This is a genomic window from Sinorhizobium garamanticum, assembly GCF_029892065.1.
Lineage (GTDB): Bacteria > Pseudomonadota > Alphaproteobacteria > Rhizobiales > Rhizobiaceae > Sinorhizobium > Sinorhizobium garamanticum.
This window is the reverse complement of sequence record NZ_CP120374.1, coordinates 1,199,132-1,224,399: the sequence shown is the minus strand read 5'-3', so window position 1 is coordinate 1,224,399 and position 25,268 is coordinate 1,199,132. Positions and strand designations below refer to the sequence as shown.

The following is a 25,268-nucleotide window of genomic DNA, read 5'->3' as shown; positions in this document are numbered from 1 at the left end:
GTCAAACTCCCGTGGCTTTTGCTGCGATAGGGGACTCAAAGACTTGTCGTGCCGTGGGTCGCGTGGCTGGGAGGCCCTTGACGAACTCTCGGAACGAATTGTGTATGTGGTCGAGTTGCTCTTGCGTGAGGCCGTGATGGCACGCGAGCAATATGCCGCCGCGCGTGACATCATCAGCAACAGGGTATCCGCCATCGGCGGTGCGGCATTTGACGCCTTTCATCGCTGGCTGGCGCAGAATGTTGCCGGTAAAGACCGGGCGCGTCTGAATGTCCCGACGTTCCAGGAAAATCTGCATATCGCGCCTTGTGAACGGCGCATCGGGCCGGATCGTCAGCGGAAATGCAAGCCAGCCCGTCTTCGAGCCCGGCAGTTGCCGCGGCAGCCGGAACCAGTCCTCGTACTCCCCAAAGAAAGCATACTGCGCGGCGAAGTTGCGTTCCCGCGCGGCGATATTCTCCTTGAGCCTGTTGAGCTGGACGAGGCCGAAGGCCGCGCCCAGTTCGGACGGTTCCAGATTGAAGCCGAGCATCTCGAACACGAATTTCGCATCGTAGGAGATGCCATCAAGATCGATGTTGAAACGGTTTTCGATGAGTTCGGAATCGACGAAAAGCGAGGAGGTGCGCCCCCACGAGCGCAGCAGCCGCGCACGGCGCGCCAGTTCGTCGTCGTTCACGCAGAGCATGCCGCCGTTTCCGGCCGCGGTGATCACATGCGAGCCGTAAAAGCTGGTCGTGCTCACTTCCGAGCGTTTGCCGGTGCTCGTGCCATGAAGCGTGGCGCCGAGCGTGTCGCAACTGTCCTCGATCACGACCAGGCCGTGCGCATCGGCAATCGAGCGGATGCGATCCCAATCCGGAAGGTTACCGATCAGGGAGGGGATCATCAGCGCGCACGTTTGCGGCGAGATCATCCGCTCGATGAGGTCGACATCGATATTGTAGGTGGCTTCCGCCGCATCAACGAGGACCGGTACCAGACCCGCCCTTACGATCGGCGCGATGGTCGTCGCGAAGGTCAGCGCAGGCGTAATGACCTCAGCGCCCTTCGGAAGATTCAGCATTTCGATCGCGATGTAGTTGGCGGAGGATCCGGAGTTGACCATGATGCCATGCCGCTTGCCGAAGTGCGCCGCGACGCGCTCCTCCATTTCCCTCACCGCCTGACCCATCTGGGTCGATCTGCGCATGGTGTCGGCGACGGCTGCGATCTCTTCCTCGCCGTAAACGGCCTGCCCATAGTTAACACGCATTTCACGCTCCCCATCTACGGTTCGTCGGGCGCCAAACTCAGACTGTGTGGCCCCAGGCTGCTGCGTATTCGTCAAGCTGCTGTTGTGAAAACCGGCGTATCTCGGCCGGTTCTTCCAGATATTTCCGATACCAGGCGACGGTCATGGCGACCGCGTCGTCCAGGCGAAGCAGGGGCCTCCAGCCGAGTTCGACGTGCGATTTCGTGCTGTCGAGCCTGAGGACGACGGATTCCTTCGGTTCGTCGGCACGGCGCTCGATGACATATTCGGGCGCGGCCTCGCCCCAGTGGGCGACGACCAGTTCGGCAAGCGTGCCGACGTTGACTGTTGCCTCCTTTTCGGGGCCGAAGTTCCATCCGCCGGCAAAGCGTTGACCGGCGTCGATCAAGCCGGCGGCAAGCATGAGATAGCCGCGGATCGGCTCCAGCACGTGTTGCCAGGGCCGGATGTTCTTTGGGTTTCGCAGCCGCGCCGGCGTGCCGGTTTCGACGGCGCGCACCAGATCCGGGATCAGCCGATCCGCGCCCCAATCGCCACCGCCGATGACATTACCGGCACGCACCGTCGCAAGCTGCGGCCCTTCGGGATCGCTGAAGAAGGAAGCGCGATAGGCGGCAGCGACGAGCTCGGCGCAGCCCTTCGACGAACTGTAGGGATCGCGCCCGCCCATCGGGTCGCTTTCCCTGTAGCCCCAGACCCATTCGCGGTTGTCGTAACACTTGTCGCTGGTGACGACGACGACACCTCGAAGCGAAGGCATGCGGCGAGCCGCGTCCAGCACGACGGCGGTCCCGACCACATTGGTGAGATAAGTGTCGACCGGCGTCTCGTAGGACGCGCGGACGACGGCTTGGGCGGCCATATGGATGACGAGGTCGAAATCCTGGCCGCCAATGCTTTGGCTGAACCCGGTTTCCGTACGAATGTCGCCGATGCGCCCATCGACGAGGCCATCGAGATCCACGGCTTTGTAGAAGGAGGGCACCGTCGCAGGCAGCGCGACGCCAACCACGTTCGCGCCGAGACGCCGGAGCCAGAGCGATAGCCATCCGCCCTTGAAACCGGTGTGCCCGGTAACCAGCACGCGGCGGTTGCGCAGCACCTGTGAAAGGTAGGACTCGTCCACGGCGACCTCCGTGCTCTAGGCCGTTGCCTGTGGCCGCTGGGGCGAAGCGGTCGCAGAAACGGCGCTTCGTTCAAACTGCAGCCACGGTGGGTCGTCCGTTTCGGCGAGGCCGTTGAGGTAGTCGCGGTCGCGCACCGTGTCCATCGGATGCCAGAAACCCTTGTGCTTGTAAGCAAAGAGCTGGCCGTCCCTGGCAAGGTTTGTCAGAGGCGACATTTCAAGCGGCTCCGCTGCACCGGGAATATAGTCCAGGATACCGGGTTCGAAGACGAAGAAGCCGCCGTTGATCCAGGTTTCGTGCTTGCGCACCTTTTCGGTGAACTCCACGACCTGGTCGCCTTCGAGTTCCAGGTTGCCGAAACGCGCCGGCGGTTGCACGGCGGTAACAGTTGCGAGCCGACCGTGCGAGCGGTGGAAGGCGAGGAGTGCCTCGATGTCGATATTGCCGACACCGTCCGAATAGGTGACCATGAACGTATCGCCGTCCAGCCAGTCGCGCAGACGCAGCAACCGTCCGCCGGTCATGGTCGACAGCCCGGTGTCGACAACCGAGACGTTCCAATCCAATGGATGAACGGGGCGAAGAACCATCGAACCACTTCCAAGCGCAACCGTGAAGTCCGCGGTCGACAAATGGAAATTGTGGAAGAAGTTCTTGATGGACATGCATTTGTAGCCGCCCGCCACGACGAAATCGTGGTAGCCCCAGTGGCTGTAGATGTCCATGACGTGGAGAATGATGGGCTTTCCGCCGACCTCCACCATGGGTTTCGGAATGCGGGTGGTCTCCTCCGCGAGGCGCGATCCAAAGCCCCCGGCGAAAAGAACGACTTTCATGACGGCCTCCAACAGGTCAGTAGTGGAATTCCGGTTGGGTCATCCAATCGGTGCCGTGCGCGTGTTTCTTCAACACGCACGCAAAGACGCCTTTATCGGCAAGTAAATCAAAAGCAGCTGAAAGCCGGAAAGGCGCGCAGATTTTTGTATAAATACGACTGTACTTAAGGTAAATTTCGCTGAATAATACTCGGTAATTTGATATATGATGATTATGCTATCTGACCTTCCGTAATTCCGCAAGCCATTGAGGTGTCAGGATAAACCTTGCGCCCTTGTCAGGATTACTCCGGAAGGCTTAGAAAACAGCCATTTTCGATAATTGAAAACGCGAGCCGTGTTCGCTTGTAACAACATGAGTTCGCCACATATTTTTCTGTTCGGAGTATCTTTATGACAAATGTTGAAGAGATTTCCGTTTCAAAGATCATCGGGCAATCAGTAAAGCCGAGAGCGCTATTGTTCAGCGCCGGGATGGTTGTCCTCTCCGCGCTGCTTTTATTCTGCCTGCTGCTTCGCATCATGAACTACGAGGCGCGCAAGGACGAGCAACTGTACGTCCCGCCAATCCGGCTGCTCGATCAGTATCAGCTTTACACCGACTTCTTTTACAATCATCCGCCCGGTTCCGCCTGGTTATTCTACGGGATCGGCAAGATCGTCGGTTCGGATCACCTTTTGCTCACGGGCCGAGTTTCGATGTTCTTGGCCTGGCTTTTGCTTGTGGCCGTCATCGGCTGGATCACCTATGCGCTCACCCGCTCGGCGCTCGTCGCCTGGTGCGCCGCCGTTCTGACGGTCACGAATGAGCTCTTCCTGTCGCAGACGGGTATGACGGCGACCAACAATTTGCTGCCGCTGCCTTTCTCGCTTCTCGGCATCGGGCTCTTCGTGCTCGCGATCAAGGATGGGCGCGCCCTGCCGCTGGCAGTCGGTGCGGCGGGCTTCTGTTTGTCGATCGCGGCGAGTTTCAAGATCAGTGCCGTCGCCTTCATCCCTCCTGTCGCGATCGCAGCCTTTTTCCTGCCGCATGGATACGATTTTCGCCAACGCCTCCTGCGCGTCGTCCTTCCGCTTGCGCTTGGGGGATTGCTAGGCGGACTTCCGATCCTCGTCCCGCTGGTCTCCGACCCGCAAGTGTTTCTCACCCATGTGCTCGGCTACCACACCGGCCCGCATCTGCAATACTGGCAAGACCCGGCGGTCGAGTCGGAGGGTGCGTCTGTCTCGTGGGCCGCCAAGTTGCTGCTCGCGCAAAGCGTCTGGCTGTCCGCCACGGTCGCCGTCGCGATTTCCGCCGTTCTCATGCTTTTTCTTGCCTGGCTTCTGGCGCCGGCCGGAAATGCGCGGCTGCCGGTGGCCCCGCTGCTCGTGGTCGCGGGAGCCCTTGTTTGCAGTGTCGCGCTGAGCCTGATACCGACGCCCAGCTTCCCGCAATATTTCGGACCGCCGCTGATATGCTTACCGCTGGCACTCGCTCTGCTTTATGCCGGCCTCGGTCACGAAACGCGTCGCCACATGCAACCGGGCCTCGTTGCCGCAACGATCGTCGTGCTCGCGGTCGCGGCGCCTCGCCTCGCGCAATATCTCCCGACGGTTGCGCATCCGGAGCGATGGACAGCGCTGCGGGTACATGAGGCGGGCGAGACCGTTGCCGAGCGCCTTGCGGCCTCAGGCGTCAGCGGCAAGGTCGCGACCCTGTCGCCCATCTATCCGCTCGAAGGCGGGCTTGCGGTCTACCAGGAGCTTGCGACCGGGCCTTTTGCCTATCGGATAGCCGATATTGCCGACCCGAAACTTGCCGCTTTCTACAAGATGACGTCTCCCACGACGATAGGCGCGCTGTTCGAGGCCGATCCGCCTGCAGCCTTGCTGCTCGGCTTCGACGAAGTTCTGGAGCGGCCGATGCTCGCCTATGCGCAACGCAACGGCTACGTGGTTTCGTCCGACCTGGGGATCAAGGATCGATATGGGTCGCCGGTCCTGTACGTCAGGCCGCAGGCGGATTGAGGTGCTGTCGTTTTCGCGTTCACGATTGCGCGGGCGCGCGCGCGTCTTCGATCGTTGCCCGGGCGCTTCGTGATCGATGTCGTGCGGCCGATGCGGCGATGGTGTCGTCCCAGAGTTGCAGCACCGACGACGTTGCATAGCGGGTCTTGGCGGCGGCGGACCCAGCGCTTGCGAGCTTTTCTCTGAGTGTTCGATCCGTGATCAAGCGGCGGATTGCATCGCCGAGCCGTTCCACATCTGCCGCGGGCACGAGCAAGCCGGTATCGGGGTCGCTCAAGATTTCCGATGGTCCCCAGGGGCAGTCGAACGCGATGACGGCGAGCCCGGCCGTCATCGCTTCGAGAAGCACGTTGGGGAAACCCTCGAAGCGGGAACTGAGAACGAAGATATCGCCAGTCCTGATCCAATCAGCAGGGGACTTGGTGACGCCGGGCATCCGGACGCGGTCACCGAGGGCGAGATCCCGCACCTGCTGCTCCAGGGCGCCGCGCTGCGGCCCCTCGCCGAAGATTGTAAGCGTTGCCGCCGGCGCGGCCGCGGCGACGCTTCGAAAGGCCTGCAGAAGGAGATCAAAGCCCTTCTGCTTGTCCAATCGGCCGACGGCAATGATCCTCGTGCCGTCGCCGGGGCCACGCGCGCATGCCGATGGCAAGGCGACAGGATTTGGGATGATGATCGCCCTGGCTCTCAGCGTTTGAGGCAGGCAGCGGCGGGCTTCGTTCGTCTGCATGACGAGGCTCGTTGCAAGACGCGCCGCGAGCGGGCGTGCCACTCGCCAGAACACATGCATCTCCTGCGACCGGAAATTGTTGCGCTCCGACATGATGACCGTCGTGTCGAGGCCCCACGTCGCCAGTCCGACCAATACATTGACTTTGGTCAGGAACGAGATGACGACATCGGGCTGAAGGGCCTGCAAATGGCGGCGAAGTGCCAACAGCCGCCATCCCTTTCCGGAAGCCGGCAAGGCCTGGCGTTTCCCTTTTCCGAAGGGTTCGACGCTGATCGCATGGTCGTATGGAAAATAGGACTCCGGGCTGGTCGCGTTGAGCGCGATCACGTGGACGGTGTCCCCGCGAGCGAGCCGGTGATGCGCCAGGAGATTGACGATTTTCTCGGCGCCGCCGGCACCCAGCCCGGACAGGACGAACACTATTCTCACAGGATCCCCCTCGTTTCGGCGACAGCGGGCGAAAGAGCCTGCTACAGCGACCTTTGCGCGTCCGCAAAGGTCGCTGTAGCACTTTGAATTGCTGCATGATTTTGTCCTTAAATCGATTCCGATTTAAGGAATCATGCAGTAGCGTACGTGAGCGCGGGATAGCCCTCCGACGTTGCTGCTGCCTCGCGTTGACGGGCGGTGCGCCATCGCCCAGTTCAGGTGAGGTCCGCCGGGCGGTGCAGCGCGCGCCAATCGCGTGCTCAGTTGACGCTCATCCAGCCATGAGTCAGAGCAAAGTGAACGATCTGCGCACGCGAGTGCAGATTCAGTTTTTCGGTGGCCCGTGCCTTGTATGTTTCGATCGACTTGACGCTGATATTGGCGCGGGCGCCTATTTCCTTGTTGGAGTAGCCGAGGGCGACCAGCCGCAGCACATCCCGCTCCCGTGCGGTCAGCCCCGAAGCGTCCGCGGAAGTCGAACGGGTGGCATGTGGTTCGGTTGGCGGCGCGGTCATCTCCCGCGCCGTCGGCGGATCGAAAAACAGACCGCCCAGCATGACCGAGCGAATGGCCAGAAGCAGGTTCTGTCCGGCCGAGCATTTCTGAACGAAGCCCTTTGCTCCGGCCTGCAGTGCTTGCTGCACATAGGAGCGATCGTGGTACTGGGTCATGATTACGATGCGACCCGAATATCCGCTCGCTATGATCTTCTCGGCAAGCGCAAGGCCATTCATGTCCGGCAGCGAGACGTCCAGGACGGAGACGTCCGGAGCTTGCTCACTGATTACCGTCAGCGCGTCGGCGCCGGTATTCGCTTCGCCGACGCAAACGATGTCATCGCACGTGTCGATCAAGGCGCGCACGCCTGCTACGATAATTGGATGGTCATCAACGATGACTGTTCGAATTGGCGAGGTCATGCCAGCCCCCTCTCGCACTGCTGAACGTTCGAACGCTCCGTCGGAACTGCGACTGTGAGACGCGTGCCTTTTGCGGTCCGCTCGAGCGTCAGCGTGCCGCCGAGCTCCGCAACACGCTCCCGCATGCCCGCGATCCCGGAGGGCCGGTGGAAGCCCCGATCCTGCGGCATTGGCGGTCGTCCCTTGCCCGTCCCATCATCCTCGATTGTCAGAACCAGGCAGGCCGCTATCTGCCGCAGACGAATTGTCACGAGTGAGGCAGTTGCAGCGTGCTTTGCAACATTGGTCAGCCCCTCCTGGGTGATCCGGAAGAGCGTCTCCGCAGTCGCGTCGTCGATCCGGAAATCTTTGGCCGCCTCGTGCAGGAAGCGCGTGGCTATCCCTATGTGATTTTCCCATCGCCCGATTAGGTCTGAAAGCGCCGTGATCAGATCGGATCCGTCCGGCGTCGTGCTGTCTGAACCGGACGTCACCTTCTCCAGTTCCCGGCTGAGTTGCACCAGCATCTCCCGAACATCGTTGCAATGGCGCGAAAGGCCTCCGTCCGCGCTCGTCCGTTCCAACGCGTCCAGGCGAAACAGGGCTGCAACGATGTACTGGCCGGAAAGATCATGGATGTCGCGTGCCAACCGCCGTCGCTCCCGTTCCGCGGCGCTTAGCGTCGGACGGTAGTCATCGAGCTCGGGTACCGTGGAAACGTCGCGTCTACCGGAGATTTCCATATGAGCTTGCCTCGGGCGGACGTTATTTTCCAACGCAACAACCGGAAGGCGAACAGCAACACGGCTTGAAAAATCTTTTCGTGACTTAGTCATGCAAGAGACCTCGCCAGGATATAAACAAGTGGAAATCGCCCGGCAGGAGCGGGTCGGCTAAAATATTCAGGTCCTGATAATCAGGATCATTAAAAAATCAAAGTAATGCCAGTTCTTTTCAGAAGCCTAAAATAACAGATAGCGCCTAGGCGTCAACTTGGCCGTTCCGCGCGCTTATCTTGCCATCATCATCATGAAGGATGCAGCGCTCCCGTATTGCCGTGGCGCGCGCCTTCTTGGGGATGGCCCCTCAACCAGCCTGTGAGATCTCTGCCGACCAAGGCACCGAGCTTTTCCGTTTCGGCGGCATAGTAGTCGGCCATTCTGTCCCGAAGCTCTGTACTCAAAGGTGCGTAACGGACCTCACTGACAAACAGAGATCTGGCGTTTTTAAATCCGGTATTGTCTCTGAACCGGGCAACGACCGGCTTCAACGGACGCAGGAGGCGACGCAGGGTCGGATTGACCACCGGCTCGGCCTTGTCCTTGACCTTCGTGGACAAGGGGGCCGGCGCCACATCGCCGTCGAGCTTCAGGAAGTCGCGCACACGGGAAAGCTGCATGTGAGCATCGACCTTCAGGTCCTCATAGAGCAGCACGAGAAGCTGGTCGCTCGGAAAGCGGTCCAGGTATCGCTGCAGTTGTTGGAAATACAGGCCGCCATTCAGGAAGCGCCCGCCCGCTCCCTGCCGGGGGTCGAGGTAGCGCGCGATGTCGCGACCGGCCTCGCCCCGGCGATAGAGCATGCAGTAGTCCGAATAGGCGCGGTCGACGGGATTGCGCAACTGCGCGATCAGCCGTGCCTTGGGTAGCTTTCCGCCTATACGGCTGCAGGCTTCCGGCGTGTCCATGTAGGAGTTCGATTTTTCGCCCACGAGCCCGCCGTTCTTTTCGCCCTGGAAATTCGACAGATACCAGGGGTCGCCGCGATCGTAGTAACGGCTGAAATAGTGGAGCTCAGGACTGGGCATGTATATCTTCGGATCCTGCACCAGAGACTTCTGGAGCCAGGTTGTTGCGCTCTTGGCCGCGCCGATGATCAGGAAGTCAATCTCATGCATTTCCATTGTCGACCTCTTTGCTTCAAGCTCGTAGCGAAACGAATATCCAGAGCGCCGCTCCGGAAAGCGGAATGCACTAGTGTCGAGAAACCAATTGCCCGTGCATGGCCGGTGATTGCCGGGGTACGAGCGTCTCGTATAGCCGGCTGATCCCCTCTATATGCGCCTTGTTGCCGTATCTGGCGCGCGCATTCTCCAAGGCGGTCGAGCTTATCGTCTCCCACTGATGGCGATCGAACAGTAGTCGTTCCAGCGGTCCCACGAAGGCTTCCGGACATTCGGCCTTCACGAGATAGCCTGTCAGTCCATCGTCGATTGCCTCCGGATTTCCTCCGTGATTTGTCGCGACGACCGGCGTTTGCAGGAGCATGGCTTCGATGAGCGTACGCCCGAACGGCTCATTGACAGCGGTAACAAGCAAGGCATCGAGCGCACCCATGCAAGGGGCAATGGGCGTGCGAAAGCCCATCAGGTGAATCCGGTCGGAAATACCGAGCTCCTTGGCTCGGCACTTCACCGCGCCGTCGAGGTCCGGCCCGTTGGCGGCATTCGAACCGAACAGCAGACCCGCCAAGGGAAACTCCGGATGATGTTGCAGAAAGGCGTGCACCGCTTCGACAAATTTCACCGGGCGCTTTCGCTCTATCAATCCGCCGACATAGCCGACAAACCGCGTGTCCGGCCGAAGGCCCAACTCCTCGACGAACTTTCGTCGGCATGCGTCGCGGTCCGGGAGGCCGCTCGGATGATCGAACGGGCTGTGCAACACGGTGATCTTGTGGGTCACCGGCACGATCGGCTTCGCCGGTCGCACGAAGTGCGACACCGTAACGATGTGATTGGCCAGTAATGGCGCCACGATGTTCACGCCCCTTGCCATCGGGTCGCCCCGGTGATGCCAGAGAAGCTTTGCGCCCGATAGCCTGGCGGCCAACGCCCAGGTCGCATGCATGCGGCCGTCATTGGTATGAACGATGTCCACCCGATGGCGCCTCAAGAAAGGGGCGAGTGTTGCTGTCGTCCGTACCAGGCTCAACCCGTTCGCTACACTGGCCGCGAACCCGAGGTCGGAATCCGCCGAAAGAATACTGACGTCGGGAGCAAGCATAAAGGGCAACCCGACTTTCCTCAGGTATTCCTCTAGTATTAGGCCCTTCTTATGAAGAATAATTATCGGTTTGAATTTATCACGGTCGAGCCCGCAGATTAGTCCTGTTGCAGAAATGTGGCTGCCGCCCAGTTCTCCACCGGTGAATGGAAAAGCGATAACAATCTTTTGGGAATCCATTGCATTATTCCCTGCCTTTGTTATAAATTTAATTTGTCTTTCAGTGTCGAAAATATAAAATATATTGAATTTAAAAACGCGGACGTTCCGTTTGCTCAATTGCTGTGATTGCTACAGGACAGTCCCTGGTAGCGGAATTGCGGTATTAGCGCTAAAAATCCCCGCGCGGAACCGCTCTCCAAATGTCTGGCCAAGCAAAAATCGGATGCCGAGCTTTCTAGGAGATTTCACATGAAAAAGTGGTCGGAGGCAAGATGTTCTGTTTCTCAACACGGCTTCTTGAAATGGAGAGGCGCATCGACGGGGCGAGACTGCCTTGCAAAAACCTTCCCCGCCTTGCTTTTACTTGCTTTTTCTCCGATTGCTGTTGACGGGGGCCGGGTTCACGCCGACGAGTCTGCTCAGACGGCGTTCCCGGGCGCGCAGGGCTACGGCAGATACGCGGCCGGCGGCCGGAACGGCGCGGTCGTGCCGGTTACAAATCTTGATGACTCCGGGCCCGGCAGTCTGCGGGCCTGCGCGGAAATGCGGGGGCCGCGCACATGCATCTTTCGCGTTTCCGGCGTCATCCGGCTGAAGAAGTCACTGGTCATCGGCAAGGGAAGCGGACAAGTCTCGATTCTCGGCCAGACCGCGCCGGGTGGGGGAGTTCTTCTGACGATCGATGAGCGCAACGAGGAAAAAAAGCACACGCCGCTCGTCGTGAAGAGAGCCGGCGACGTCATCATTCGCCACCTGCGCGTCCGTCCCCGCCTGCCCAACACGATCTCCAACATCGATGGCGTGACGGTCGAGGATAGCAAGAAGGTCTACATCGACCAGGTGTCCACGTCGTGGTCGACAGACGAAAACTTCAATTCGCATTCCAATACCAGTGACCTGACCGTGGCGAACTCGATCTTTGGCGAGGGGCTCAACAAGCACAGCAAATGCGCGCTCATCGGCTCCGACCCGCGGGTGCCTCAGAACATCACCTTCATGCGGAATGCCTGCATTTCCAACCGGGACCGCAATCCCGACAACAACCACTACGCCAAATCGTGCGTCGAGATCGTCAATAACCTGTTTTTTAACGCCTTGTCCGAGTGGGGCGAAATCTTCTCGCAGTATCCCGGCGGCACGCCGATCGCGTTTGTCGGCAACTATTTCAAGGCGGGAGCAAGCACCACCGACCTCACCTATGCGATGGCCTGGGACCAGGCTGCCAGTGTCGACAAGCCGCACATCTATCAGACGGGCAATGTGACGTGGAGCCCGAGCAACAAGTCTATCGTTCTCCTCTCCCCCGAGACGGAAAAGGTTCTCGTCGACAAGCCGCCCTGTGCCCTGGCCGTTTCGGAGATCCTGACGGCCGAGCAGGCTTACGAAGAGATAACCCGGAGCGCCGGCGCCTTTCCGCGTGATGCCGTCGATCAAAGGCTCATCAGTGAAGTGGGACAAATGGGCGTCGAAGGTGGCGGCGAAATGGTGAAGGAGCCCGGCCCCTTGCCCGACATCGCTTCCGCGGAGCCCTATATCGACGCCGATGGCGACGGGCTGGCCGACAGCGTCGAGCCCCGCTTCGGAGCAAATCCCGCAAAGAGCGACGCGTGGGAAGATTCGGACGAGAACGGCTGGTCCAATTTCGACGATTTCATGCAATGGCTGTCGGAGGAACGCATCGCCGGGCGCTATCCGCAGTAAGCCGCTGATCCGCGCCGTGGGCGCTGCTGATGAGACCGTGCTGTAGGCGCTATTGTTTCGGCTGGCGACGATAGACGACCATCATAGCCGAAAGCCAAATCGTCGACATGACGATATGAGCCACGTTCGCGCCCATGGCGCCCATGACGGGGACGAGCAGCAGAGCGGTTGCATGGAATGCCGCGGTGGCGATCAGCACGCTGCGAAGAACTTGATCCTCGCGCCCCATGGCAAGAAGCGCCGATCGGATGACCGTTCCGCAAAGCGCCATCGTCACCGCAATGGACTGGACGATGACCAGGGGGGCGGCGGCGACAAACTCCGGACCTGCCGCCAATCTCAGGAGCGGCTCGATCGCAATGTAAAGTCCACCGGTGAGGAGCAGTCCGAAGCCCAGGAGAAGGGTTTGCGTCTGCACGATCGCGTGGCGGAATTCGTCCATCGCCTTGGACGCCCAGGCTCTGGCGAGCTCCGGATAAACGACGGTCTGGAGTTGGTCTCCAGCCTGCTGCGCTATTCGCCCGATGCGTTTGGCGATGTGGTAAAGGCCCGCTGCAGCGGGATCGGCGAGATAACCGACCAGAAGGGTATCGACCTGGTTGGCGCTCGAGCGGATGGTGAGCGAGATGTTCGTCGAGATCGCGAATCTCCAGATGCCTGGAAATTTCGATGTTACGCCCTTGAGCGGAGCGGAAAGCAGTCCGGCGAGAAGTCCCTGTCTGTGTAGCTCCACGCAGGCGAGCCCGAGCACGGTCAGGGGGCCGATGATTTGCGATGTCATCCAGATCAGCATGAACTCAAGAAAGCCACCACCGGCCATGATCCCGATCGCACAAAGGATGACGCGCAAGATGCTCGTCGCAACATGACCGTAAGCAATTGTCCTGAACCGGCCGAACAAGCGCAGCACCGCCGTTGGCATTCCCGAGATCTGGAACGGCAGGACGGCGCAATAGAGCATGACGAGGCCGGACATCTCGGGCGATACCCCGAACCAAGGGGCGCCGATCCATAGGAGAGCGACCGCGATCGGCCAGCCGGCCGTGGCCGCGCAAATATCGAGCAGAAGGCCGAATTTGAGCAAGGACTGGAATTGCTCGGTATCGCCCGCGTTTTGCGCTTCCGCCCCATACTTGATCAGCGGGAGCCACGACTGGAAACTGACGAGCCTTTCGATGACACCGACATAGGTGAAGCAAAGGGCGAGGGCCCCGTAGTCCGATGCGCCAAGTGCCCTTGCCGTCAGCGCGAAGCCGACGAGCCCAAGCACGGAGGTCAGAACATTCCCGGTCAGCAGATGCGCGACATTCTCGAGACGCGTCTTGAGATTCTTTTCGCGGTCGAGGAGTTGGTGCAGGATACCGAGTTTTTTGCCAAGTCTTTTTCTAATCGTCAAAGGAACCTTCCTACATCTCAATGGTGGGAGCAGGACTATGAATTCGTTTGAGAAAAAGCTGTTGCCGGGTTACCGGCGATTTCTTATCGATAACAAATAAAATTCATTTGGGCGCCGCCCTGAAAAACTTTGAATGCCACGCACCTTCGGTGGCGAGCCCGAACGAGACTGGCGCCAGACAGTATCAATCGCCGATTGCCCCCAGCGTTGAAGAGTACTGCCAATTTCCTTTGACGCGGCAGTGGCAGGAAGAATATAGTTGGCCAATATTTTTTGGTAGCGTTTTCTTAATTTGTTTTTTGGGGGACTGTTTGAGATGGGTACCCTCCGTGCATCAAAAATCATGAGTTCGTCGCTGCCCGAGTGGGGAGCGCGCTTGGCGGTCGCACTTTTGGCGATCATGTTCGCGGTAATCGTCCAGCCGCGCCTGGAGGCGGCAGAGTACCGGCTTGCCATCGGCGATGTGCTGACTTTCGACTTTCTCGATGACGCCGAACTGCCGGTCACCGCCACGATTTCCAACGATGGCGAGGCACCGTTCCCGCTGATCGGCGCCGTCGACGTGGTCGGCCTCACGGTGACGGAGGCCATGCAAAAGCTGAAAGACGAATACCGTCAACGCGAGATACTGGTCGACCCGAAGCTGTCGTTGAACATCGCGAGTTTCAGGCCGATCTTTGTGCTCGGGGAGGTGAAAACGCCTGGTTCATTTCCCTACTACAGCGGCTTGACCGTCGAGCAAGCCATCGGTTTGGCGGGCGGCATGCAGGTCATCACTTCGAACCCGTCGGATCGGATCATAGCGCGCGCGCGCCTTCGCGCAGAGATCGAGGGTGCCGACGCAGAGATCATCCATGAGGGCATCTATGCGGCCCGGCTCGTGGCTCAACTGAAATCCAAGCCCAAGGTCGACCTGAACGATGTGCCCGAAGTCGCTCGAGATTATATCAAGGACGCTTCGGTGGCAGGCGTTATCGAGCTTCAGGAGAAAATTCTGACGGCGGACCTGGCCGCCAGAAAGTCTCAACTTCAGATCCTGTCGGATGGAATCGTGCAGGCCGAAGGCGGTGTCGAGATTCTGAACGAACTCGTGGTGCAGCAGAAGGAGGTTGTCTCGAACAACGAGAAGGATCTGGAACGCATCAGCTCCCTGCGCAAGCGAGAACTGAACACGGAAAGCGATCTTTCTCGCGCAAAGAACAATGCCCTCGCGGAGAAGGCGCAGCTTCTTCAGACGTTTGCAACGCTTGCGCGGTCGCGCCAGGAGTTGAGCGAGATGAAGCTGCAACTGTCGAAACTCAGCGCCGACAGGGAGAAGGAAGTCCTGACCCTGCTGCAAGAGCGCGAAATTGCCATCAAGAAACTCATTGCAGAACGGCAGTCGGCAGAAGAGCAAATGCTGCTCATGGCTGCCGTGGAGGCCGATGCGTCGAAACAAAAAAAGATTTCATATGCATATGAGATACGACGCATTCCGGTGGCAGGAACGCCGACCAGCATAAAGGCGTCGACTTTGACCGAAATGCTGCCTGGCGACGTCCTCGTCGTCGCCATTGCCGGAATTTAGCGACGCCGCATTTGGCGTCGCCACATCACTTTTCAGTTGGACTCTCATCCTTCCAAGGGAATTTTGCGTTGAAGGCGAACCTTGATCGCGTGGTTTCTGTTCCTGCCTGGCCGCTGTTGCGACGGTCGGCAGCTTTCAGGCGCGCCATCGAGTCTCTGTTTGCGGCTGTCGCTCTCGTCCTGTGCCTGCCCTTGATGGGTCTGACAGCGATCGTCGTCTGGATCAACCTTGGCCGGCCACTGTTTTTCACGCAGGTGCGTGCCGGCGTCGGGATGCGGGCCTTCACGATATTGAAGTTCCGCACCATGACGCAGGCGCGAGGACCGGACGGCGAACTGTTGGCCGACGAATTGCGGCAAACGAAGCTGACAGCCCTTTTGCGACGGTTGCGCTTCGATGAACTGCCGCAACTGCTCTCGATTCTGCGCGGCGACATGTCGTTGGTAGGGCCGCGGCCGCTGCCGTTGGGAACCGTTGCCGCCTTCGGCGAGCTTGGCCGTCTTCGTTGCCTCGTCCCGCCGGGGCTGACAGGCTGGGCGCAGGTCAATGGCAACACGCGTCTGTCGGCAGACCAGAAGATCGCTCTCGATCTCTGGTACGTCGGACATGCCAGCTTGCGTCTCGATGGACTTATTCTCCTCATGACATTGAAAACGATCGTCCTTGGCGAAAAAGTGCACCGCGAGCATCTGAAAATGGCGGAGGAGTATTTGGCAAGGCGCGCCAATTTGCCGGGCTGACCGGAGATGGCAGCCGCGGCCCGATAGGGCAGTTCGAGTGAAATTATTGAATGCAGCGGAATATTTCTGATGAAGATCACCGGCTTTGCCAAGGAGGCGCGATGCAGGGGCTAAGATTGGCGTTTGGGAGGACGCTCGTGATCGCGCCACATCCGGACGATGAGGTGCTCGGTGCCGGCGGGACGATCGCAAGGCTTGCCGCGGAAGGCGAGGATGTGTTTGTTGCGATTGTCACCGAGGGCAAGCCGCCGGCATTTGCGGCCGATGCGGTGGCCAGGGTCCAGGCAGAGGCAAGGACGGCTCACGCTGTTCTCGGCGTCAAGGATACGTTCTGGCTTGGACTTCCGGCGGCCGGGCTGTCGGAAACGCCGCATACCAGCTTGAACGGCACGCTTTCCGAACTCGTGCGCCGCCTCGCGCCCCAGACGGTTCTCGTGCCGTTCGTGGGCGACATGCATATCGACCACCAGCTCACCTTCGCCTCTTCGCTGGTGGCCTGCAGGCCGCATCAGGCCGAGTTTCCCACGCGCATTCTCGCCTATGAGACCCTGTCCGAGACGAATTGGAACGCCCCCTACCTGTCGCCGACCTTCGTACCGAATGTCTTCATCGATATCGCCGCGCATATCGAAACGAAACTGGAGGCGATGCAGGCCTTTGCTTCTCAGTTGCGTCAACCGCCGCATGAGCGATCGCTGACCGCATTGCGGGCGCTCGCCACCCTGCGCGGCGCGACGATCCTGCGGCAGGCGGCGGAGGCATTCGTTTTGGTCCGCCACGTCGCTTGAGGTTCCCGCGACGCGACCTTGAAAACGGGCGGTAGGATGTGTCGGCATTGGCGGCACGCGATGTAATGGACCCGAAAGCGGTTTGGAGAGACAGAATGGGACGCTGGCCAGTTTACGACGAAGAACAGATCGAAGATGTCGTGTCGGTCTTGAGGTCGGGCGAGGTGAACGCCTGGACGGGGCCACATGTGCGCAACTTTGAGGCCGCCTATGAGCGATTCCTGGGGGTGAAACACGCCATTGCGCTGGCGAATGGAACGGTCGCGCTGGATCTTGCGCTCTACGCGCTGGATCTTCAGCCGGGCGACGAGGTCGTCGTGACGCCACGCAGCTTCATAGCATCGGCCTCCACCGTGCCGATGGCAGGTGGCGTCGCCGTGTTCGCCGACGTGGATCGCGACAGCCAGAACATCACCGCCGAAACCATAAGGGCGAAACTGACGCCGCGGACCAAGGGCGTCATCGTCGTCCATCTTGCCGGTTGGCCATGCGACATGCCGGCAATCATGGCGCTGGCGCGGAAAAAGGGCCTATGGGTCATCGAGGATTGTGCGCAAGCGCATGGCGCCGAGATCGATGGCCGGCCCGTCGGCAGTTTTGCCGATATCGCGGCATTCTCCTTCTGCCAGGATAAGATCATCACCACCGGCGGGGAGGGCGGCCTTGTAGCCATGAACGACGAAGGCCTCTGGAAGCGTGCGTGGAGCCGCAAGGACCATGGGAAGTCCTACGACGCGGTCTTCAACAAAGAGCATCCTCCCGGTTTTCGCTGGCTGCACGAATCCATAGGAACGAACTGGCGAATGACGTCCATCCAGGCAGTTCTGGGCCTGCGCCAACTGCAGCGCCTTTTAAAGTGGCGCGACATACGCGCCCATAACGCGGCAATTCTTGCAAGGGCGACCGAGGGCATCGAGGCGTTGCGGACGCCATCGCCGCCGAGCCACCTCCAGCATGCCTGGTACCGCTTCTACACCTTCGTACGGCCCGAATATCTCAAGTCCGGGTGGAGCCGGGATAGGATTATCAGTGAGATCAACGCCGCCGGCGTCGCCTGTTTCAGCGGAAGTTGTTCTGAAATCTATTTGGAGAAGGCGTTCACCGATATCGGCATGGGCCCGACCGAGAGGCTGCCCAATGCACGGGAACTCGGTGAGACAAGCCTCGCTTTTCTCGTCGACCCTGCCCTCGATACCGTCGCCATGGAGAGAAGCGCGCATGCGATACGTAGCGCGCTTGCAAGCGCCAGCGCGGAGAAGACGAGGCAGGTGGCGCAGCGATAGCTGCGCAACACAAACGGGGCCGTGCCTGAAAAAGGCCTCTTAATCGTTATCTACGCTCCGGCCCGAAAACGCGTGGCTGTGAGAACTGGCGATGCCAGTTATGGCAGAAGGCCTGCGCCAATGCGACCGAGAGGATGATCGGTACGGACCAGAACCTGCCATAGACGTGTGTGAACGCATTGACCGCCAACAGGAACATGCTCACGCAGACGAAGCCGCAGGCTGCGAAGGGAAGCCCTCCCGGCAATTTGAACGCTCGAGCAACCGGTCCGAGCCCCGCAAGGAGCATGATCAGAAAGCCGCTCACGGCCACGATCCCCCCTTCGTTCCACATGAGCAGATACACGTTGTGCACCGGCCGTCCGATGTAGCTGACGACCATGTATTGATCGGCGCCGAGTCCGACCCAGAAATTGGACTCGACCAGACCCATGGCTTCGTGAATAAGCTCAAGACGGTGGTCGAAGGTCCCTGCCTGGCTCAAGTCGCCCGATTCCAGCGCGCCGAGCACCCGTTTCTGAAAGATTGCAGGCAGATATGCGCGACCCGCGTCTGCCATGACCGCCGCTGCCGCAAGGGCGACGCCGGCGCCGGCCAACAGGCGCTTCCAACTGGCCGTAACCAACAGAAAGATAATCAGTCCATAGGCGAGGCAGGCAAGGCCGCTGTTGGACCCGGTCAACATGATGCCGTAGCCCATGACCGGGACCGCGATGACGACGTAGATCTTCCTCAGTTTTCCCGTCGAGGCGACGAGCAGCAATATCGGCACAGCCAAAGCAATCAGTGCCGCGCATTCGTTTTCTCGTTCGACAAAACCCGTAAATCGGCCGCTGCCGCTGACGAAGGTCGTGTTCTTCTGCCCATCCCAGTGGATGAGATAGATCGCATGGACGCACATCAGAAACACGGAGAGAATATAAAATTTCGCCAGCTTGATCGTTTCATCCAAGGGGCGCCCGGCAACGATAAGGAGGACGATGAAATACGCAAATATGTACTGACCCGGAACGACCAGGCCTCTTATCGGATCTGGGCTGACGAGGCTGCTGACAATGAGACCGAACGCGATACAGCAAAGCCCCGACAACCAGACGACGGTACTGACGCGCCCGAGCGGTCGCAATGGGATGCGTCCGTTGATCAGGCCGAGGATCAACGCCAGGCTGAACAATGCATCGCTAAGCGTGAAGTAGAACTGATTGAGGCGCAAGACATTGACGGGCGAGAAGAAGATCGCGGCACCCACAGTCAGGAGTTCGATGTGCTGCCAGACGTCTCTCTTGGATTTGGCCGGCACTGCGAATCTGGATTCAACCGCGCTCATCATTGTCGGCCCGCGTAAACTCTTGCTTTTGCCCCTGGACGTCCGCTAACATCCGCCAAAAAATAATCGCGCGAAGAAAGCCAATATGGCAAAATCGCGCGAGCCGCGATTTTACGAGATATAAAAATTTACTTGCTCACCCAGCGGATGAGATGTGTGTTAAGTACTTCAAGTTTTCTAACTTTGCACGCATTTGGCCGTTGAGTAAATATTGCATAGCAGCAACCTTTTCACATTAGAAATTTAACCCCAATTTTCAGTCTGGGCTTCGATGTCCGATGGGGTTGGAAGAGGGGCATGATGCTTACTTTTGATCGGGATTTCGAAGTTCGCGAAGAAGCCAGGAGGCTTGCAAACCTGGGCGGCGCGGGCCAACGAGAGGCATCTATTCAGAGCCTCCATGACGTTTTGGATCTCTTGCGGCGCTACGCCAGGCTGATCGCTTGTGTGGTCGTCTTCGGCACGCTGCTTGCTACTATAGTTACCTATTCGCTCGACAAGGTTTATACGGCGTCGTCGACGCTGGTGTTCGACCGCAACGACACGCGTCCTTACGAGTCGGTGCTCGAGTTGCAGAAACTCGAGCGTGACAAATCCGCGATGGATACGGAGATGGATCTGGTCAGATCGCGCGAATTTCTAGGATTTGTCGTCGACGATCTGAACCTTCAAGAAGACCCTTATTTCAACCCGCGTCTCGCTGAAAAACAGGCTGCCTCCGAATCGACCTGGACCTCTCTGAAGGCACTCTTCGGAGCCACTCCCGATACCATCGGTTCGCGTGGTCGAGAGGACCGGCGGTCAAATGTCGTTGCTGGAGGACGGTCGAGAGACCGTGCGATTACGAGGCTGCAGGCTTCCGTCGCCGCTGACCGCAGGGGCGACAGCCTGGCGATGACCATCTCCGTCCATCACGAGTTCCCGGCCCGGGCGGCCGAGGTCGCCAACGGCGTAGCGTCAAATTACGTGGCCTGGACATCGCGTCTGAAGGAGGCCGCAGCACAAAACACCGTGAGTTACCTGCGCCTGCAAGCCAGCGGCCTGGCGACATCGATCGCGAAAAAAGAGCGCGAGATGGCGGAATTTGCCGCCAGGAGCGATCTGGCATTCGATCCACGGGACGATGTGCTGCGTGCCCGTACCGAGCAGCTGAATACCCAGTTTACCGTCGCGCGCGTCGATGAGGCGGGCGCATGGGCAAAATTTAACGAAGCCAAGCAGCTGCTCGCTTCGATGGGTATCGATTCTGCCGGAAAGGTCCTGGCCTCGGAATTGCTCACTACCCTGAGAAACGAAGAGGGCCGCCTTCTGCGCGAAAGGGCGCAGCTCACCGCGAAGTTCGGGCGAAACCACCCCCTCGTCGTGGAATCGGACGCGCAGATCGTCTCCAACCGTCGTCTGATCAATGATGAGGCGGGGCGAATTCTGCGGGAGCTGGAGAATGACGCCAAGGTTGCGACCATAAGGGTGAAGAAGTTCCGGGAGGAGGTCAGCGAACTGCAAAAGGAGATGCAGGTCCGCAATCTTGATGAAATTCGCCGTCGTGAGTTGGAGCGAGACTTGCTCTCGGAACAAAAGCGCTATGACGAGGTGGTGCTGCGGCTGGGCTCCTTCGATCCAGAGCAGGAGGAGGTCAAGGCCACGGCGCGGATCGCCTCTTTTGCAGAAATTCCGCGCGCGCCGTCCTTTCCGCGGCCCGCACTCATGATTCCGATCGCCGCGGTGGCTTCTCTCCTGTTGGCCGTCGTCGCGATGTTCATCATGGATGGGCTGGACACGCGCATTCGCACGACGCGAAAGGTGGAGAGCATCATCAAACGCCCGAACATCATCTCGATCCCGGATGTGGAAGGGATTCTGGAGCCGGGACAGACCCCGTATCAGCATATGCTCGCCAGTCCCCATTCGCCTTTCGCGCGCTCCATGCGTTCCCTGTGCTTGGCCTGGCGCGCGCTGGAGTTTGGCGCTGACGTGAAGGTCGTCATGTTCTTTTCCGCCGGCGCGGCCGAGGGCAAGACGACCTGCGCCCTTGGAATGGCGGCAACGGCCACTCTCAGCGGTCTGAGGGCCGTCATTCTCGATATCGATCCCAAGCCGAACGGCGCGGCTGGCATGCTCGGCATCACCAACAGAAGTCCAACGCTCGGCATGTATCTGGACGGTACGACCGACCTCGAGTCCATCATAAGCGTCGCGCCTGAATATCCGTTCTTGCGTGTCATCAACTCACGCCTCGGCCTGCATGACCATGAACGGCTTTTCCAGGAACTGCGCCGCCGCTTCGACCTTGTCATAATCGATCCGCCGGCGATCGCACACGACGACGATTCCGTGTGGCTGTCATCCCAGGTGGACGCGGTTCTGGTGATGGTCGCTGCCGGAAGGACGCAGGAGACCGAACTGCTTGAATCGGTCGAGCGTCTGAACATTGGTCGCGCGCCCGTCGTAGGCAGCATCTTGAACTTCGCCGGACGCCGCCGTGCAGGCCTGAAAACCTGGCGGCCCCAATCCTTGAAGTCCCTGTGGCCACAAATTCGCGGCAAGTTCCGGCATCTGCCTGCGGGTGGCCTGCCGGCCCTCAAGAGGCGAGATCGCGCAAGGGTGTGAGAGCCCCCCTGCGCCTACCGCGCCGGGCAGCCTATCAGACGCGCCAAGGACGCTGCAGCACTTTGAGTTGCTGCACTTTTTCATCCTTATGTCGGCTACGATCTAAGGACACATGCGGTCGTCAGATCGCACCGCGGCTGATCGCAACTATTTCGATTTGATCTGCGTGAAGGCGACAGCATCGATCTTTCCGTCCTTCAAGCGATAGACCAGCGACTGCGATATTTGCGCGTCTGCTCCGGCTCCTTGATGGGCGTAGCGGACCAGGCCGCTCTCCGGAGCGTTGCCGAAGCGTTGTTGTAGGGATGCCTTGTCGTCGCCGAGCGTCGGTACCGGAATCGTCCATTTCGCAAGATCGAACTGCCCTTTGTCGCAATCGGGTTGATCCTCGGACGTCTCCTCGACCGCAATCATATTGACGGCTTCTCCCGCCCCGGATGCTGCCTGCATGTCGTTGGCAATGAACCAGACATCGCGCTGAACAGATTGCGAGACAAAGGTGTAGCACAGCCAGCCGACAGCAATATCCCCGGCCGAGCGTATCCGGATTTCACCGCCGAATGCAGCTTTGATGTCGTCGAGCGTCGTCTTGTCGAGGACGATATTGATGGTCGGCGTCTTGACCTCCTCGACGACTGGTTGCTGGAAATTATACGTCGGCGCCTCGGCGGTCTGGCCGCCGAGGATCAGGGAAGGCAGGCCTGAAAGCCTGCCCTCCTTGGCCGACATAGTGCCGGCAGAGAAAAGGAGGAGGGTCATTGCCAGGGCGCCCGTCAGCAACCACGTCGAGGCGACGTGGCCCCCATGGATGGCGGCTATCTTCGCAATCTTCTTCGGCATCGCGGCTTACCCTCTTTGATCGCCAAATTCTCTTCCGGAAAACTATGCGTGCAACGGTCGGTTTCAAGTCCCCAACGCCCACATCGCTTGCGGGGAAGGCCGATATCGCAGGGAAGGCGGACGAAAGGCAGAACCGACGGCATGTCTCAGCATTGATCAATGATAAACCAGATCAAGCAGGATGGGGTTGCGCCGTGACACTTTTATTAGGCATCTGCTATTTAGGATAAGATGCAGGCCAAGCGCCTGCTGCATGTTTCCTTAAATCGCAGTCGATTTAAGGATAAAAACATGCAGCGTTTCAAAGTGCTACAGCGTCCTTCGCGCGTCTGACAAGACGCGCGGCGCTGGAGCGGGTCATCGTCGCATGGGAAAGGCCGGGTCTTCATGCTTGCAGCTTCAAGTCATTGCAGGAAAGGCGTGGTTCTCGCCTTCGTTGTCCTGTTTCTCCAGCTGATTTTTGCGGTCATCGGCCCGCTGGCCGCACAGGAACCGATGGCCGCGCCGCCGGCCAAGGTGCAGCAACTGATCGAGTTGCTCGACGATCCAGAGGTTCGCCAATGGCTGGCGTCCAAGCAGACGGCTGCGCCGGCGGCACCAGCGCCGCCGACCGGCCTAGCGTCGCAATTGGTTGCGAAAATAAAGCAGCACCTTGGTGGCATGCGGGACGCGGTTCCACGGATGGCTCCCGAATGGCGGGCCGCGAAGGACCGCATCGCCAGCGACATGCAGAGCCAGGGAACGATGCCCATTCTGCGGGGGTTCGCCTTTATATTGCTCGGTGGCTACGGGGCCGAATTGTTGCTGCGCTATTTCCTGCGGCGCAGCGCGGACCGGAGTGCCGCGGATTACGGATGGGGCCTCAGCGCCTTCATGAACATCGCGCCTCTCGTGGCTTTCGCAATCGGTGGCATTGCGGTCTTCGTGCTATCCGGCTGGCCATACCGACTGGAGGCCGCGATCGCGCCGCTGCTCATTGCCTGGATCGTCGCCCGCCTGCTGATTGCTGTCGTGTCCGCTGTGTTCAAGCCGACAGCCGAGTTGGCCGTGACGCCGCAGGCGGGGGAGCATGCCACGCTTGCCCCGGACGACGCCAAGTTCTGGTTCAATCGATCCGTGTTGTTCATCTGTGCATTCGCCGTTGTGTGGGCCGTTGGCGATCTGATGCAGGCACTTTCGTTTCCGGTCGACGTTCATGACCTCGTCACGGCCGTTCTCGGGCTTGTCATTCTCGGTCTGGCGATCGACACGGTGCTTCGCCGGCCTGACCAGTCGGTGACGGCCGCGCGCCGGATGCTCCGCAATGCGATGATTATCGCCTTCCTGGTCCTGCTGTGGCTCCTTTGGGTTGCGGGCATGAAGGTGCTGTTCTGGATCGGTATCTATGTTCTCGGCTTGCCGCCGCTCTTGCGCTTTACCAGCGCGACGACGAGGACGATGCTCGACACCTCGGCGACCGACGGCATACGCGTGCTGCGCCATGTGGTGATCGAACGGGGTGCCCGGCTGGTGATCATTGGGCTCGCGGCTGCCTGGCTCGCTGTTGTCTTCCGCTTCAACGGCAGTTCGATGATGCAGGACGATGCCTTCAACCGCATCTTCCGCGGCGTGCTTGCGGGCATCGTCATACTGCTCGCGGCAGATCTCATCTGGCAACTGGCAAAGGAGCTCATCAATCAGCGTCTGAAGCAGGCGAGCGTTGACGTCGCGGACCCGGCGCAGCTCGCGCGTGATATGCGCCTGCGTACGCTGCTGCCGATCCTGCGCAACTTCCTGGCCGCCTTCATTGCCATAGTCGCGGTGCTGATGGTTCTTTCCGGCCTTGGTATCGCGATCGGTCCGCTGATCGCCGGTGCGGGGGTCTTCGGCGTCGCAATCGGCTTCGGCTCGCAGACGCTGGTCAAGGATATCATCAGCGGCATCTTCTATATGATGGACGATGCCTTCCGCGTCGGCGAATATATCCAGAGCGGCAGCTATATGGGGACCGTCGAATCCTTCAGCATCCGTTCCGTCAAGCTGCGCCATCACCGCGGACCGGTGTTCACCGTACCGTTCGGCTCACTCGGCGCCGTTCAGAACATGAGCCGCGATTGGGTGATCGACAAGTTCAAGATCAACGTTTCCTACGACACCGATGTCGCCAAGGTGAAGAAGGTGGTGAAGGGCGTCGGGGCGGCGCTGCTCGAGGATCCAGAGCTGCAGCCTATGATCATCGAGACGGTGAAGATGAAGGGCGTCGAGCAATTCGGCGATTACGGCGTCACGCTCAGCTTCGCGATGAAGACGAAGCCCGGACACCAGACCCAGGTGCGGCGGCGGGCGCAGGCCTTGATCAAGGACGCCTTCAAGGCAAACGGCATCTCGTTTGCTTCGCCGACGGTGCAGGTCGCGGGCGATGAAGCGCAGTCCACGACGGCCGCGGCCGCCGCGACCCACGACGCAATCGCAAAGAAGAAGGCTGCCTTGGCGCAAGCGGAAGGAGCGCCGACCGAATAAACCGCCACAACCCGGGAGCCACTATACGTGCATAGGCCTGCCTGCGCGTAGATGGTGCCAGCCG

General features: G+C 59.8%; 19 protein-coding genes. 8 read left to right on the top strand and 11 right to left on the bottom strand.

Annotation, left to right across the window (positions count from 1 at the left end; translation table 11 throughout):
- Position 1: 1 nt before the first annotated feature.
- Genes PZN02_RS25530 through rfbF form a run of 3 tightly spaced genes read right to left on the bottom strand, consistent with a single transcriptional unit; the run spans position 2 to position 3,218 of the window.
- Positions 2–1,255: a DegT/DnrJ/EryC1/StrS family aminotransferase gene (locus tag PZN02_RS25530; RefSeq protein WP_280661762.1), complete on the bottom strand. Its 1,254-nt coding sequence runs from the start codon at positions 1,253–1,255 to the stop codon at positions 2–4.
- Positions 1,256–1,292: 37 nt separating this feature from the next.
- Positions 1,293–2,381: a CDP-glucose 4,6-dehydratase gene (gene rfbG / locus PZN02_RS25525; protein ID WP_280661761.1), complete on the bottom strand. Its 1,089-nt coding sequence runs from the start codon at positions 2,379–2,381 to the stop codon at positions 1,293–1,295.
- A 15-nt stretch (positions 2,382–2,396) separates the two neighbouring features.
- Positions 2,397–3,218, bottom strand: a complete 822-nt coding sequence (gene rfbF / locus PZN02_RS25520; RefSeq protein WP_280661760.1) for a glucose-1-phosphate cytidylyltransferase — start codon at positions 3,216–3,218, stop codon at positions 2,397–2,399.
- A gap of 393 nt (positions 3,219–3,611) precedes the next feature.
- Between rfbF and PZN02_RS25515 the strand changes: the two genes are divergently transcribed.
- Positions 3,612–5,228, top strand: a complete 1,617-nt coding sequence (locus tag PZN02_RS25515) for an ArnT family glycosyltransferase (protein WP_280661759.1) — start codon at positions 3,612–3,614, stop codon at positions 5,226–5,228.
- Positions 5,229–5,247: 19 nt separating this feature from the next.
- On the opposite strand, the gene PZN02_RS25510 is transcribed toward PZN02_RS25515, so the two are convergent.
- From PZN02_RS25510 to PZN02_RS25490, 5 genes are all read right to left on the bottom strand, one after another.
- Positions 5,248–6,390 (bottom strand): glycosyltransferase family 4 protein, encoded by a 1,143-nt coding sequence (locus tag PZN02_RS25510; protein ID WP_280661758.1) that lies wholly within the window; start codon positions 6,388–6,390, stop codon positions 5,248–5,250.
- A 260-nt stretch (positions 6,391–6,650) separates the two neighbouring features.
- The gene (locus tag PZN02_RS25505) at positions 6,651–7,310 is read right to left on the bottom strand and encodes a response regulator (RefSeq protein ID WP_280661757.1); all 660 of its coding nucleotides are present in this window, start codon (positions 7,308–7,310) and stop codon (positions 6,651–6,653) included.
- The gene (locus tag PZN02_RS25500) at positions 7,307–8,032 is read right to left on the bottom strand and encodes a sensor histidine kinase (protein WP_280661756.1); all 726 of its coding nucleotides are present in this window, start codon (positions 8,030–8,032) and stop codon (positions 7,307–7,309) included. Before PZN02_RS25500 ends, PZN02_RS25505 begins: the two co-directional genes overlap by 4 nt.
- A gap of 284 nt (positions 8,033–8,316) precedes the next feature.
- Complete coding sequence (locus PZN02_RS25495; protein ID WP_280661755.1) at positions 8,317–9,192, bottom strand: sulfotransferase family protein; 876 nt, start codon at positions 9,190–9,192, stop codon at positions 8,317–8,319.
- A gap of 70 nt (positions 9,193–9,262) precedes the next feature.
- Positions 9,263–10,573: a glycosyltransferase gene (locus PZN02_RS25490; protein WP_280661754.1), complete on the bottom strand. Its 1,311-nt coding sequence runs from the start codon at positions 10,571–10,573 to the stop codon at positions 9,263–9,265.
- Positions 10,574–10,942: 369 nt separating this feature from the next.
- On the opposite strand from PZN02_RS25490, the gene PZN02_RS25485 reads away from it, so the two are divergent.
- A complete protein-coding gene (locus tag PZN02_RS25485) occupies positions 10,943–12,157 on the top strand; it encodes a hypothetical protein (RefSeq protein WP_280661753.1) in 1,215 nt (404 codons plus the stop codon).
- A gap of 49 nt (positions 12,158–12,206) precedes the next feature.
- Here the strand turns inward: PZN02_RS25485 and PZN02_RS25480 are convergent, their stop codons facing one another.
- Entirely contained in the window at positions 12,207–13,553 is a 1,347-nt protein-coding gene (locus tag PZN02_RS25480) for a lipopolysaccharide biosynthesis protein (protein ID WP_280661752.1), read from the bottom strand.
- A gap of 400 nt (positions 13,554–13,953) precedes the next feature.
- Between PZN02_RS25480 and PZN02_RS25475 the strand changes: the two genes are divergently transcribed.
- From PZN02_RS25475 to PZN02_RS25460, 4 genes are all read left to right on the top strand, one after another.
- Entirely contained in the window at positions 13,954–15,120 is a 1,167-nt protein-coding gene (locus PZN02_RS25475; RefSeq protein WP_425336364.1) for a polysaccharide biosynthesis/export family protein, read from the top strand.
- Positions 15,121–15,236: 116 nt separating this feature from the next.
- Entirely contained in the window at positions 15,237–15,860 is a 624-nt protein-coding gene (locus tag PZN02_RS25470; protein WP_280663275.1) for a sugar transferase, read from the top strand.
- A gap of 101 nt (positions 15,861–15,961) precedes the next feature.
- Complete coding sequence (locus PZN02_RS25465; RefSeq protein WP_280661750.1) at positions 15,962–16,648, top strand: PIG-L deacetylase family protein; 687 nt, start codon at positions 15,962–15,964, stop codon at positions 16,646–16,648.
- A gap of 95 nt (positions 16,649–16,743) precedes the next feature.
- Positions 16,744–17,931 (top strand): DegT/DnrJ/EryC1/StrS aminotransferase family protein, encoded by a 1,188-nt coding sequence (locus tag PZN02_RS25460; protein WP_280661749.1) that lies wholly within the window; start codon positions 16,744–16,746, stop codon positions 17,929–17,931.
- A 46-nt stretch (positions 17,932–17,977) separates the two neighbouring features.
- Here the strand turns inward: PZN02_RS25460 and PZN02_RS25455 are convergent, their stop codons facing one another.
- Entirely contained in the window at positions 17,978–19,231 is a 1,254-nt protein-coding gene (locus PZN02_RS25455; protein WP_280661748.1) for an O-antigen ligase family protein, read from the bottom strand.
- Between the two features lie 324 nt (positions 19,232–19,555).
- Between PZN02_RS25455 and PZN02_RS25450 the strand changes: the two genes are divergently transcribed.
- Entirely contained in the window at positions 19,556–21,865 is a 2,310-nt protein-coding gene (locus tag PZN02_RS25450) for a GumC family protein (RefSeq protein WP_280661747.1), read from the top strand.
- 147 nt (positions 21,866–22,012) lie between these two features.
- On the opposite strand, the gene PZN02_RS25445 is transcribed toward PZN02_RS25450, so the two are convergent.
- Complete coding sequence (locus tag PZN02_RS25445) at positions 22,013–22,705, bottom strand: hypothetical protein (protein ID WP_280661746.1); 693 nt, start codon at positions 22,703–22,705, stop codon at positions 22,013–22,015.
- Positions 22,706–23,092: 387 nt separating this feature from the next.
- Here PZN02_RS25445 and PZN02_RS25440 point away from each other — a divergent pair, with 387 nt between their 5' ends.
- Positions 23,093–25,204 (top strand): mechanosensitive ion channel family protein, encoded by a 2,112-nt coding sequence (locus PZN02_RS25440; RefSeq protein ID WP_280661745.1) that lies wholly within the window; start codon positions 23,093–23,095, stop codon positions 25,202–25,204.
- Positions 25,205–25,268: the final 64 nt, after the last annotated feature.